Origin of the sequence: Sporocytophaga myxococcoides DSM 11118 (assembly GCF_000426725.1) — a bacterium.
Lineage (GTDB): Bacteria > Bacteroidota > Bacteroidia > Cytophagales > Cytophagaceae > Sporocytophaga > Sporocytophaga myxococcoides.
Map to the genome: position 1 here is coordinate 261,254 of NZ_KE384560.1, position 15,485 is coordinate 276,738.

Annotated in this window: 1 protein-coding gene; it reads left to right on the forward strand. The window is 38.4% G+C overall.

All coding sequences use genetic code 11. The features are described from left to right. The first annotated feature begins 4 nt into the window (after positions 1–4). Complete coding sequence (locus K350_RS32430; RefSeq protein ID WP_051313370.1) at positions 5–15,466, forward strand: SDR family NAD(P)-dependent oxidoreductase; 15,462 nt, start codon at positions 5–7, stop codon at positions 15,464–15,466. The last annotated feature ends 19 nt before the right edge of the window (positions 15,467–15,485 follow it).

The following is a 15,485-nucleotide window of genomic DNA, read 5'->3' on the forward strand; positions in this document are numbered from 1 at the left end:
TACAATGAAACAAAGACTAAAAGAGATATATGAAGACTTGTCAAAGGGCAAGCTTACACAAAAAGATGCTTTAGAGAAAATTAAAGCATTAAAGCAGGATAGTAGGAATGTGGGTGTTCTGCTTTCTACTCAAGTGTGGGAACAATGTCAGGTTATAGCAACATCTGCTTCTGATAAATCAGAATATGTTGAAAAGCATATTATTTTGTGTGAGTTAGCAAATGTTGATGTTAAGCAATTAGGAACTCTTATTCCTGATAGCAGCTTTATTTCATGGAAAGCAGCAGCTGATAAAAATATAGCCGAGAGTTATTGTGATTTTGCATTGACTTGTTTTGAGAAACTTCAGTCAATAATAAAAAGCAAACCTCAGGGCAAGGCTCTTGTCCAGATATGTATTGCTAACTCAGCTGATCAAGAATTATTTATTGGAATATCCGGATTGCTCAAAACGGCAGCTCTAGAAAATCCACAATTGTTGGGTCAGGTTATTCTTAGTGGACCTCAGACAAGTACAGAAGAACTTGCTGAACAGCTAGTCGCTTCCCAAAGCAAACCTAATGATAAGATAATTAAATATCATCAAGGTGCTAGAAGTGTTTTGAGTTGGAAGGAAATAGAGGAATTTAATGAAACTGAATCATCTGCAATTTCTTTCAAAGATCAGGGTGTCTATTTGATCACCGGTGGTTTAGGGGGATTAGGTATTCTGTTTGCAAAAGAAATCATTAAGCAAACCAGCAATGCCAAGATCATTTTAGCGGGCCGCTCAAAATTGACTTCTGATAAGAAGAAGACTTTAGAATCTTTGAAGGCAAAGAGAAAGACTGTCGAATACCGTCAATTAGATATTGCAGATATTGATCAGGTCAAGCAATTGGTTGCTATAATCAAGAATGAGTTTAAGCAACTTAATGGCATTATTCATAGTGCGGGAGTGATTGTAGATAACTTCATTCTAAAAAAGAACTCAAGAGAATTTAAGGAAGTACTTACGCCTAAAGTGCTAGGTACATACAACCTTGATCAGGCTACTAAGGAAGTTGATTTGGATTTCCTGGTTTTGTTTTCTTCAATGGCATCTGCAATAGGCAACATAGGTCAGGCAGATTATGCAACTGGTAATGGATTTATGGACCAGTTTGCGTCCTATCGGAATCAATTAACAGAATCAAAGCAGAGAATAGGGAAAACACTTTCTGTGAACTGGCCATTATGGCAAGAAGGTGGAATGGTGTTGGATCAAGCCACTCAGGATATGCTAAAGCAGACTATGGGGTTGCAGTCAATACCAAGTGAAACAGGCATGACTGCATTTTATAAATCCCTGAAATTACAATATGCTCAGACATTGATTCTAAAAGGTGATATATCAAAAATTCGGAATTCATTGTTTAATGATGTGGCAATCCATACAGAGACTTCAAAGAATATTATAGAAGAATCATCAGTTGAACCAAGTATTAATAACGGAAATCTTTTAGAAAAGACTCAGGATTTAATTAAGAAACAACTTTCAGAGTTGTTGAAAGTACCATCTCATAAGATTGATCCTACGGCTCCGCTGGAGAGATATGGTATTGATTCCATATTAGCAGTAAGCCTGACAAATCAGTTAGAAAAGACTTTTGGTGCCTTATCTAAAACGCTCTTTTTTGAGTATCAAACTATTGGTGAGCTTGCTGAATATTTCATAAATGCTCATTCGCCAAAATTATATTCCATCTTTAATACAATTGAATCAAGTCCGAAAAAAGTAATTGCTCCTTTACCAACGCCTAAGTCACAAACTCAGACAAGAGCTATATCTGGCAGACGGTTTAGTTCTCAAGCACAAGTTTCTGCTTCAGCAAATTCAATAGGCTCGGTGAATATGGAGCCTATTGCAATTATAGGTTTAAGTGGTCGTTTCCCTGAATCAATAAATATAAATGAGTATTGGAACAATCTTCGTAATGGAAAAGACTGCATCATTGAAGTCCCACAGGATCGTTGGGATTGGCGAGAATACTACAGTGAGGATCGTAACAAAAGCGGACATCACTATAGTAAGTGGGGTGGTTTTATATCAGGTGTTGATGAATTTGATCCAAGGTTTTTCAACATATCACCAAAGGAGGCAGCTACTATTGATCCGCAGGAGCGTTTGTTTTTACAGCATTGCTGGATGGCAATTGAAGACGCAGGATATACTCGTGCAAGTCTACAGATTCCTTGTGATCAGGACTTGGCCGGACAGGTGGGAGTATATGTGGGCGTGATGTATGGGGAATATCAGCTTTTTGGAGCTGAAGTCAGTGCGAAGGGGAAGCGAATGGGAATTCCGGGTAGCTATGCAAGTATTTCCAATAGAGTTTCCTATGTATTGAATTTGCATGGCCCTAGCATGACTGTCGATACCATGTGTTCTTCCTCTTTGACAGCTATTCATTTGGCCTGTCAGGATCTTAAGCTTGGAAGAACAAGTTTAGCAATTGCAGGTGGAGTAAACGTTACAGTTCATCCGAATAAATATTTGGTGCTCAGTGGAGGGCAGTTTATTTCCAGTGACGGTCATTGCCAAAGCTTTGGTGAAGGAGGAGACGGATATATTCCAGGTGAAGGAGTTGGAGCAGTTATATTAAAAAGATTATCTGAAGCTGAAAGAGACGGGGATCATATCTATGGTATCCTTAAAGGAAGTATTCTTAATCATGGTGGTAAAACAAACGGATATAGCGTTCCTAATCCTCAAGCTCAGGCAAGTGTTATAAGCAAGGCTCTAGCTGAATCAAACATCAATCCTCGTCATATAAGTTATATTGAGGCTCACGGAACCGGAACCAAATTAGGTGATCCTATTGAAATTGCTGCCTTAAGCAAATCATTTCAACAATATACCAAAGACACAGGATTTTGTTTAATCGGTTCTGCTAAATCAAATATCGGCCATTGTGAATCAGCTGCTGGCATAGCGGGCCTTGCAAAGGTTTTATTGCAAATGCAAAACAGGGAAATCGTACCTTCTTTGCATTCTGCAAAATTAAACCCTCGTATAGATTTTGAAAAGACACCTTTCGTTGTCAATCAAACATTAAAACCATGGAATCAACCTGTCATTGATGGTGTTGAGATTCCGAGAATTGCAGGAATATCTTCTTTTGGCGCTGGAGGATCAAATGCGCATATTATTATTCAGGAATATGCTTCATCTACAGAAGCAAATTATTCTACAGGCTCTGACGAAATAGGAAATGTTCTCATTGCTTTATCAGCCAGAACAGAAGAGCAGCTAAAGCAAAAAGCCAGTGACCTTTTATCTTTTGTTCAAACAACGCGACCTGAACTAGCTGCTATGGCTTATACCCTACAAGTGGGCAGAGAAGCTATGGAAGAACGTCTTGGCTTTTTAGTAAGCTCAGTTGATCAACTGATTGATAAGCTTAAGTCTTATATTAACGGTGTTCAGAATATTGAGGATACTTATCAGGGACAAGTTAAACGGAATAAAGAAGCTTTGTCTTTATTCAGCACAGATACTGATCTTCAGCAAACTGTTGGTAAATGGATATCCGAGAAAAAGCTTTCCAAACTTCTGGATTTATGGGTTAAGGGTCTTGAATTGGACTGGAACAAGCTATATGATGGCAATAAACCTAATCGCATTAGCTTACCTACCTATCCATTTGCAAAAGAGAAGTATTGGGTGGATGCTAAAGTTGATAGCCAATCTGTATCGTATATATCTAAAGCGGCTGTCCTTCATCCATTGCTGCATATAAATACTTCAAACCTCATTGAGCAGAGTTATAGTACAACATTCAATGGTAAAGAATTTTTCCTTACTGAAAATGAGTTGAATGATGGTACACTACAGAAGGTTCTTTCGCCAGCAGCATATTTTGAAATGGCAAGAGTTGCAGTAGAAAAATCTATACCTGCACTACAAGAGTCAAATGTCTTGGAAATGAAGAATGTTGTTTGGGGAGAATCCTTTGTATATGAAGAGTACAAACAAATTTCCATAGCACTTTTTGCAAAAGAGAATAATCGTGTAGATTTTGAAATCTATAGTTTGGATAAAGAGGAAGTAACTGTTCATTGCCAGGGGCAAGCAGTCTTTGTTCCAAACCAAGTAAGGCACAAACTTGATTTAGCTCAACTTAAATATCAGGATGGACAGGGAGCTAATCAATTGCTGACTGAGATCAAATTGCCAGTCAATTTGGAGGGTATCAGCAAGGAATACGTGCTGCATCCAAGTCAGATGCATAGTGCATTGCAATTGGCGGGTCGGGTAATAGGAAACGGTCAATCAGCACTTCCATTTTCATTGGAAGGTTTATCTATATTGTCTGCTTGTACGAAAGAGATGTTCGTCTGGGTTCATTACTCCCAAGCTAATCTGGCAGAAGATAAAAACACAAAACTGAATATTGATTTGTGTGATATGCAAGGAAACATATGCGTGCAGATGCGTGGGATTTCATATCAAGCAGAATCCAATAATGGAAAAGCTGAGGCTTCCAGTCAAACTGTTTCCTATTCCTCATCAAATGAGCCTAAACAAGTTCCCATTAACTATAAGGTAACAGAACCGAGAAAAATTTTCATCGGTGAGGCATTGTCTCAAACCTATGAAGAAAAGGATCTTAAAAAACCATCAGGAATTTCGATTGTAGCTTTAGATGATTTTTCTTTGGAAAAGAGTGAATCAATTTCAATAGCTAAAGCTTCAGTTTCGCTTCTGAATACTGGTTTCGATTTCTTTGAAGATGCAAAATCTCCAACTTCAATTAGCTTATTTGACTTGGGAAATGGAATCTTTTCCATTCAAATCGCAGGAGCAAACAACAATACACTTTCACCGGATTTAATAAAAGAATTAATCCAAGCACTTACTGCTGTACAAAAAGAACCTTTGGTTAAGGTTTTAATTCTGAAAGGAACGGAGCATAGTTTCTTAAGAGGCGGTAGAGCAGAATACAATTATGCCATTGAGCAAAAGTTGTTCCACGAGATAGCTTCCTTCCCATATCCTGTTATTGCAGTAATGCAGGGAGATGCGATAGGCGCTGGTTTTTTGGTTGGTGCTTTGTGCGACTTTATGATTTGTGGCACAGACAGTAACTATTATTATACAAGTACACAAGATCATATTTATCCAACAGTTGCTGAATATCGGCTTTTTGAAGAACGTTTCGGTAAGGCCAGAGCAAAGGACTTCTTGTACATTTCAAATGTTTCTACCGGAAATCAGCTTAAAGATAAAAGTTGGACATGCGCAATCCTTCCATCAGGTCAAGTAGAAGCTAATGCACAAAAATTAGCAGAAAGTTTGGCAAAGAAATCAGAAGCCTCTCTGCGACTGTTGAAGCAACACTTGTCGAGTTCTGTTCTTAAGAAGGCAGAGGTTTTAGCAATGGTTGATCCTTTAGCTGATGAGAACCAATCTGATAATTTTAATTCAAATATTACTACACCGGCTAAATATATTGAGCTGGAAAGCCATAATGGCAATGTTTTGATCATTAAAATGTGTGTTGCTGGAAATGAATATGGCTTAAAGGCGTTGGTTGCAGATTTGAGAGTTATTTTTAATCAGGTAAATAATTCTCATTACAAATCCATCGTTCTGGTGAGCGAGCATGCTGATTTTCTTCCAGGTACAGCACAAGAAGCGGCAGTTAATGATGTATTGGATTTTGAGAATCTTGTTTTGGAAAGCCAGATTCCGGTCATTGCTGTTTTAGATTCAAAGACAAACGGTGTCGCATGGTTGGTGAGTTTATTTTGTGATACATGTATATACAATTCAAATACGGTTTATTCAGCTAGCAATATATGGCAAAACAATGATCTTGCCAGACAAGCAGGAGTCCTATTCTCAGAACAATTCGAAAGTTATTCCGCGAAACAAATACTGCTAACCGGAAAAGAATACTCAGGAGTAGAATTAAAGCAGCTTTCTGGGACGATATATATATCAGAAAATGGGAATATTCTTTCGGATGCTTTGCGAATCGCTGAGCACTTGGCTGCTTTACCATTGAATACATTGTTGTCATGGAAGAAGGAAAGGGTATTAAGTATTGGGAAAAAAATTAAAAACTTGCCTGCATGGTCTGTATCTACAGACAATAAGTCTGAAGCATTATCAATTGAGCCAACTTCAATAATACTTAAGTCAAAAGTCATTTCTGCAACAGCTCATCCTGAAGGCATACTGGTAGTCAAAATGGAAGATAGGGAAGCTAAGAATATGTTTTCTGAAGCTTTCATTGAGGGCATGAATGAAGTGTTTGAGCATATTGAAAAGACTTCAACATATAAAGCAATAGTGCTCACTGGTTATGATAATTATTTTGCTTCCGGTGGTACTAAGGAAACTTTATTAGCGATTCAGGAAGGAAAAACGAAATTCACAGATAATAGAATTTATCAAATCGCAATGACCTGCAAGGTTCCTGTAATTGCAGCAATGCAAGGTCATGGCATCGGCGCTGGTTGGGCTTTGGGAATGTTTGCTGATTTTGTGCTGTTTAGTGAGGAGAGCAGGTATTTCAGTCCTTACATGAATTACGGTTTTACACCTGGAGCCGGTGCTACTTTTATATTCCCGGAAAAAATCGGTCACGATCTCGCAAGAGAAACCTTAATGACTGCTCAGGAATATGCTGGAAAAGAGTTGAAGGAGAGAAGCCCTTTTATATCTGTTTTACCAAAAGAGCAAATCGCTTCTGCTGCAATGGAGTTAGCCAGACAAATAACACATCGTTCCAGAAGCAGCTTAGTGGCTTTCAAGCAACAACAAACCCAACACCTGTATGCGTCGCTAGAGGAGGCATACAAGCGTGAGCTGGAAATGCATGAAAAAACTTTTGTTGGTCAGTTCGATACTTTAAAGCAGATAAACGATAATTTTTATCAAGGCAACGATTCTAAAATTGAAGTATCTCAAAAGGCATTGCCAACTTCAATTCAGGATAAGGTACATTCAGCATTTGCTGTTCCATCTCTGGGTAAAGATAATCTCACATCTGTTGCGACCAGCTTAAGACAGCTTCTTGCTCAGGAGTTACATCTGGATGAGCATGAGATTGATGAGAATATGCAGTTTGTTGATCTTGGGTTAGACTCTATTACAGGAGTGACATGGATAAGAAAGATCAATGAAAAATATAATACTTCAATTGAGGCTACAAAAATTTATAGCTATCCTACACTGGCACAACTAAGTCAGTATGTGAAAGAGGAAGCTGAAAATGCAGGTACTATATTTTCTGGCTCAGAAGTGGGTTTATCTGGTATTTCACTTTCTAACGTTGAACCACAAGGCAATATCTTAATTGAGGAAATTACTCATAGTTCTGATAATCTTCCTTTGGTTATAGCCAGTTTAAGAAAACTTCTTGCTCAGGAATTGCATCTTCAAGAAAATGAAATAGATGAAAATACTCAGTTTATTGATCTTGGATTGGACTCTATCACAGGTGTGACCTGGATTCGTAAGGTCAATGAGAAATATCAAACTGAAATTGAAGCAACCAAAATTTATAGTTTTCCAACGCTTAATCAACTTAGTACTTTTGTAAAGGAAGAAGCAGAAAAGCTTGGAACATTAACTAAGAAATCGGAATTAGGTATTCCTTTAAATACAATTACAAAACCTCAGTATAAACCAGCTCTTCCATCTTTTATTAAGAAGCTTGTCTCCTGGCGCAAGCATTCAGGTTCACGTCAAGCCTCATCTGTAAATTCTGTCAATTTATCACAACCTATTGCTGTAATAGGTATGTCGGGACAGTTTCCTCAGGCCAGGAATGTAGAAGAGTTCTGGCAAAATTTAGCAAATGGTAAAAACTGTATAAGTGAGATACCTCAAAAAAGATGGGATATTAACAAATATTATCAGGAAGGAAATGCTTTGCCTGGAAAGACCAATTCTAAATGGATGGGGCTTCTTGACGAATATGACTTGTTTGATCCTTTATTCTTTAACATATCTCCAACTGAAACAGAAAGCATGGATCCGCAGCAACGCTTGTTTCTGCAGGAGTGCTGGCATGCAATAGAAAACGCAGGATATAATCCTAAAAGTCTTTCAGGTACAAAATGCGGAGTCTTTGTCGGGTGTGCCAATGGTGATTATCTTCAATTATCAAAGAAGCAGCAATTGAGTGCTCAGGGTTTTACGGGCGGAGCTACTTCAATCTTAGGAGCACGTATTTCTTACTTCTTAAATCTTCAAGGTCCTTGCTTGTCTATCGATACAGCTTGCTCCTCGTCTTTGGTTGCTATTGCTTCTGCGTGCGATAGTCTGAATTCAGGGAATAGTGATCTAGCTCTTGCAGGAGGCGTTGTCGTAATGGCTACACCGGCAATGCATATCATGTGTTCTCAGACGGGGATGCTTTCTACAGACGGTAAATGTTTTTCTTTCGATCAAAGAGCAAATGGCTTTGTTCCAGGTGAAGGGGTTGGTGTTGTGATGTTAAAAAGACTGGCGGATGCAGAAAGAGACCAGGATACAATTCTTGGTGTTATAAAAGGTTGGGGAGTAAATCAGGATGGTAAAACAAATGGTATTACTGCGCCTAATTCGGAGTCGCAAACTCGCCTGGAGCAGGACGTTTATGATAAGTTTCAGATAGACCCTTCCCACATTCAGCTTATTGAGGCGCATGGGACTGGGACAAAATTAGGAGATCCTATAGAAGTTGATGCGTTAAAGGCAGCTTTTAAAAAATATACAACTAAAAAAGAATATTGTGCCATTGGTTCGGTGAAGAGCAATATTGGTCACTGTTTAACGGCAGCAGGGGTAGCAAGTTTTATAAAAGTACTTTTGTCAATAAAGAATAGACAATTGCCCCCAACAATAAATTATAATAAATTAAATGAACATATTGGATTAGATAACACGCCTTTCTATGTAAATGATCAGTTGCAGGATTGGAAGGTTTCGGATTCAGAAAGACGTCAAGCTGCAATCAGCGCATTTGGTTTTAGTGGTACCAATGCTCATATCGTTTTATCTGAATACATTTCGCAAAATACGTTTGAAACACCGGTTTCTGCTATCACTGAAAATGGAAAAATTATTATTCCTCTATCAGCCAGAACTGTTGAACAGCTTAAACAAAAGGCCATTGAACTTTTAGAGTTTATAAATAAAGGAGCTGCTATTGATCTCCTTGAAATAGCATATACTTTACAGACAGGTAGAGAAGAGATGGGTGAGCGTCTAGGCGTGATGGTAAGTTCAATAGGACAACTGGCTGAAAAACTTCAAGCTTACTTAGATGGTAAGGAGGATATTGAAGAAGTCTATCAAGGTCAGGTAAAACGAAATAAAGAAGGTCTTAGTATCATCAGCCGTGATGATGATATGAAAAGGACTATTGTTGAGCAATGGATAAATCAAAAGAAGTTATCTAAACTTCTGGATTTATGGGTCAAGGGTCTAGATATAGATTGGCAAAAACTATATGGAGATGCTAAACCAAAGCGTATTAACCTGCCTGCTTATCCTTTTGCGAAAGAAAGATATTGGATTGAGGAAATAGATTCCACGCAGGTAACAGAAAAGGTTAATTATATTACTGTCCTTCACCCCTTATTGCACAGAAACACTTCAGATCTTAGTCAGCAGTGTTACAGTTCTACATTTAATGGTGAAGAATTTTTCCTTAAAGATCATCAGGTCAATGGAGAAAATGTTCTGCCGGTAATGGCTTATGTAGAGATGGTTCGTGAGGCAATAACACTGGCTACTACAAATCAAATCGAATCTGCAGATATTGAGTTACACAACATTGTTTGGCATGAACCAATATTTGTGTTAGGAAATACGGAAGTCTCAATTGCCCTGTTTACTAGTGATAATGGGGAAATTGATTATGAGATTTATAGTACTGAAGAGGGAGAGAGAAAGATTCATTGTGAGGGAGTGGCAGTCATTATCAATAAATCATCTTCGCATAAGATTGATATAGAAGAACTAAAAAGACAAGTAGGACAGGGTAAGTTGGAAATTGATGCTCTGTATCAAACCTTTACTAATTCAGGTATTAAGTATGGTGGTACTTTTAAAGGTCTAACCGAAGTATACCAGGGAGTTGATCAGTTGTTGGTTAAGCTTATGCTACCAGACACTGCTGAAAATAATAAATTCTTTTTACATCCAGGTATAATGGAAAGTGTAGTTCAGGCTTGCATGATTCTAACTGGAGATTCTAATTGTATCGGTATGGCTCAGCCAAGTGGAACTTTATTTTCCATATCAGCAGCCACTGCGAGCGAAATGTATGCATGGATAAGATACTCCCAGGATGGTATGTTGGATGTTGACCTTATGGACTTACAAGGTAATTGTGCTGTGTTAATGCGTGGATTGGCACTGAGAAATGACACATATGATTATTCAAGGAGTTCAGGAAAATCCTCAGCCGCAATGACTGAAGACACACCAGAGGTAGTTATGATGACTCCTAAATGGGAACTTGTTACCAATTTTGCAGAAATTACTACTGCAAATCAAAACGGAGTGATTCTCGTGATTGGTGCAGATACTGGTCAGATGACCTTGATTGAAAAGATATATAGTAAATCAAAAATAGTCAACATAGAAATTGCCTCGAAAGATTCTATAGATGTCATTACAGAAAAAATAAAAGGTCAAGCCTTTAATAGGATTGTATGGATCGGTTCAAACAACCCTGTTCTAACTCTCACGGAGGAATCCATCATTGAAGATCAAAACCTTGGTGTTCTTCAGGTCTTTAGGATTGTTAAATCTTTAATGACTTTAGGCTATCAGGAAAAGAATCTGGAGTGGGATCTTATCGTATTTAACAGTCAGCTTGTGAAGCAGAACGATGTTGTGAATCCTACACACGCAGGTCTTCAAGGATTCTCAGGAAGTTTGGCTAAAGAATTCCCTCGTTGGAAAATACGTCTGATTGACTTGCAGGAATTTTCTGAAAATCCTCTTTCAGAGATGTCGACTTTGCCACAGGATACTCAAGGCGCATCTTATGCTTACAGAAACAAAGAGTGGTTCTATCAAAAACTAATGCTGATCAAAGACCTTCCACAAGAGAAGCTTAATTACCGTTCCAATGGAGTTTATGTGGTAATTGGAGGTAGCGGAGGCTTGGGTGAAGTTTGGTCGCAACATGTTATTGAAAAATGTCAAGCTCAGGTTGTCTGGATTGGCAGAAGGGAATTGAATAATGAAATTCAGGAAAAGCTGGATAGATTATCTGCATATGGGAAAAGGCCTGTCTACATTCAAGCCAATGCCAGCAATTTAAATGAACTACAGCAGGCATATAAAACAATTAAAGAGAAGTATCTTAATATAAACGGAGTTGTTCACACTGCAGTTGGGGCTTATGATGATAGTCTGAAAAAAGTAACAGAAGAAGTTTTTCAGAATATACTATCGGTTAAGGTCGATTTGACTGTAAGAATAGCACAGGTTTTCCAAAATGAACCTTTGGATTTTGTTCTGTTTTTCTCTTCTAATGCAGCATTCAAGAGAGCAGGAGGAACAAGCGGGTATTCTGCAGGATGCACTTTTAAGGACACATTCGCTCTTCAGCTTGGCAAAATATGGCCTACGGCAGTTAAGGTTATGAACTGGGGTTACTGGTCTATTGGTGCAGGAGATACTGTTTCCGATTCTTTCAAGAAAAGGTTCTTTGAAAGTGGTCAGAGACCGATAGAGCCCAATGAAGGAATGAAATCTTTGGATCAGCTTCTTTCAGGTAATTTCAATCAAATATCTATAGCCAAAATTATCCAATCAAGAAGATCAGAAATAGTAGCTGGTGATGAATGGATCTCATCTTATGAAAATACAATGCCTGATGATAATCTTCGTAGTGCTCTCATAAGGACAGAGGCGATTGAACCGCCTGCTCTATTTAAGGAGGTAAAAGTCAGGGGTGACGAAGAGATGGAGCTTCTGCTTTCGGAATTCCTGAATAGCATCATCAGCAGTACGCCGGGTATTATTCCATTTTATGATAGATGGTTGGATGCAGCTAAAAATATTCTTACGGCAAAAGGATATGTAAATGCTGGTCAAAAGAACGTGGAGCTGGATTATACAACTTACATTGGAGATTTGTGGAATAGATGGGAAAGCGCCAAGGACCAATGGAATCAGGACGAAAGTAAAAAAGCTTTATACATTCTGGTTGAAAAATGCGTGCACGCCTTACCTGAAATACTGGCTGGCAAGACAAAAGCAACTGATATCATGTTCCCGAAATCATCCCTGGAGATGGTTGAAAATGTTTACAAAAATGATAAAGTTTCTAAAGCATATAACGAGTGTCTGGCAAATGCTTTCATTGCGTCACTTCATGCTCGCTTAATTGATGATCCTAATGCAAAGATCAGGATTCTTGAAATTGGTGCAGGTACAGGTGCTACTACGGTTGGGATCCTTGAAAAACTTCGTCCATATCAGAGTCAAATTGCTGAATACTGCTACACTGACCTTTCTAAGGCCTTTTTATTCCATGCAGAAAATAATTATGCTCCTCAGGCACCTTATCTGCGCACCGCAATATTTAATGTTGAAGAGCCGATCGGAGATCAGAATATCAGCTTGGATGAATATGATTTTGTAATTGCTGCCAACGTATTACATGCTACAAAAAATATCCGAAATACATTAAGAAATACCAAAGCGGTCTTGCGCAATAATGGTATCCTTCTATTGAATGAACTTATTGAAAGGTCTCTGTATAGTCATTTAACTTTCGGTCTGCTGGAAGGCTGGTGGTTGAATGAGGATGATGCAATCCGTATTCCTGGAGCTCCCGGTCTATATGCTGAATCATGGAAAGAGGTTCTTGAAGAGGAAGGATTTGATTTAGTCGCATTTCCATCAAAAGAAGTAAACAGGTTAGGACAACAGATCATTCTTGGAGTGAGCAATGGAGTGGTAAGACAAAAACAAAAAGCTGGCTTTAATAAAGTTGTAATGAAGAAAGAGGTGAATGTTCCCAAAGCACCATCTTTTGCTAAGACAGAAATTAAACCGGTAATTAATACTATAAAATTGAATGAAGATCTGTTGCTGGAAAAAACTATTGTGTATTTAAAACAATTGATAGGGACAGTTTTAAAGATAAGCAGCAATCAAATTGATGCTTCGGAACCGCTCGAAAGTTATGGTATTGATTCAATTATAATTGGTCTGGTTAATGAGCAGCTAAAGAAAAATTTTAGTGACATAAGTAGTACATTACTATTTGAATATCAAACGATCAATGCTTTGGCAAAACATCTGATAGAAACTCAGAAGCCAACCTTGCAGAAGCAGTTTGAATTGGATCTGCAGCAACCAATCCAGGAAGCATCGATTAATGTTCAGTCATCTGTTCAATCCATTATTCAACCTTCTAAGATTAATAGCGGATCGGTATCTGGCAGATCAAGAAGTCTTCTGTCGCGAAATGCTGCGCAAACCTTTTCGAGTCTGGTGCAAGATAAAGGGCCAATCGCAGTTATAGGAATCAGCGGTCTATATCCTCAGGCTCCAACCTTGGAAAAATATTGGGAAAACCTTAAATCTGGTAAAAATAGTATAAGCGAAATTCCAAATGAACGTTGGTCTCTGGATGGGTTCTTTGAGCAGGATGAAAAGCTTGCCATAGAACAAGGAAAGAGTTATTCTAAGTGGGGTGGTTTTATAAATGAATTTTCAGAATTTGATCCTTTGTTCTTTGGTATCTCACCTAGAGATGCATTGAACATGGACCCTCAGGAAAGACTATTTTTACAAGCAGCATGGCATGCACTTGAAAATTCAGGTTATACTCGTAGTGCATTACAGAATAAATTCAAACGTAAAGTAGGTGTATTTGCAGGTGTGACAAGACCTGGATATAATCTTTATGGATCAACTCAAGCCATTAGAGAAGAGAAGTTTTATCCGCACACATCATTTGGATCAGTAGCCAATCGTTTGTCTTACTTCTTGGATATCAACGGTCCGAGTATGCCAATTGATACTATGTGTTCTTCGTCTCTGACTGCTATTCATGAAGCATGTGAACATATACACCGTGGAGATTGTGATCTTGCATTTGTTGGAGGAGTCAATGTTTATGTACATCCTTCCAGTTATGTTGATATGTCTGCACAGCATATGTTCTCTAAAGATGGTCTTTGCAAAAGCTTTGGTGAAGGTGGGAATGGCTTTGTTCCTGGTGAAGGAGTTGGAGTTGTTCTGTTAAGGCCTTTGGCAGACGCAATCAGAGATAGTGATAATATTCAAGGAGTAATTCTGGCAACAAATGTAAACCATGGAGGAAAAACAAATGGTTACACCGTTCCGAATCCTACTGCTCAGGCTGAATTAATTCGTCGTGCTATAGATAAAGCGGGAATTAATGCACGCGACATCAGTTACATTGAAGCACACGGAACCGGTACAGAACTTGGTGATCCAATAGAGATAACAGGATTAAAGCAGGCGTTTTCCAAGGATACCCAGGATACAGGTTATTGTAAGATAGGCTCTGTCAAATCCAATATAGGTCACCTGGAGGCAGCTGCTGGTATATCAGGATTCACAAAAGTTCTGCTGCAAATGAAACATCAGCAGATTGTTCCATCCTTGCATGCAGAGAAGTTGAATCCACATATTGACTTCCAGAAAACACCATTTGACGTCAATCGAAAATTGAGCGACTGGGACAGACCAGTAATTGATGGGAAGGAAAAGCCAAGAATTGCAGGTATATCTTCTTTTGGTGCCGGAGGTGCTAATGCGCATCTTATTGTTCAGGAATATATACAACCAGCAGAAACCATATCTTCTTATTTTGTGGATCAAAAGATAAATGTGATTGTCCCGTTATCCGCCAGAAATGAGGAACAACTGAAGCAAAAGGCTCATGATCTGTTGAATTTTATCCGCACATCTACTTTAGATAATATGCCTAAAAATGACCTTGTTTCAGTAGCATATACCCTTCAGGTTGCAAGGGAAGCAATGGAGCATCGACTTGGATTTGTAGTAAATTCTTTAAGTCAGTTAGCTGAAAAGCTTGAAGCTTATATTCATGGTGAACAACATGTGGAAAATATGTTACATGGTGTAGTGAAGAGAAAAAGCGAAGCAATAAATATTATCAGCGAGGATGATGATATGAAAGAAGCTGTTGATAAATGGATAAGCAGAAATAAGCTTTCCAAGCTTTTGGATCTATGGGTCAAAGGACTGGAATTGGAGTGGGATAAATTATACAGCGATGTGAAACCAAAACGTATCAGTTTGCCTGGATATCCTTTCTCCAAAGAAAGATACTGGATCGACAGCCTGGATCTGAATCCGTCGTCAGACAATAAATTGATGACAAATGCTAATTTGAAATCTATAGAGGATATCATTAACAGAATTGATAATGACTCAATAGACACCGAACAGGCTATTAAATTATTAACTAGTCTAGCTTAATTCATTAGGAACAACCATA

Bases quoted from the DNA above. Each gene is read 5' to 3' on its own strand.
- K350_RS32430 (WP_051313370.1), top strand. From the start codon at position 5: ATGAAACAAAGACTAAAAGAGATATATGAAGACTTGTCAAAGGGCAAG.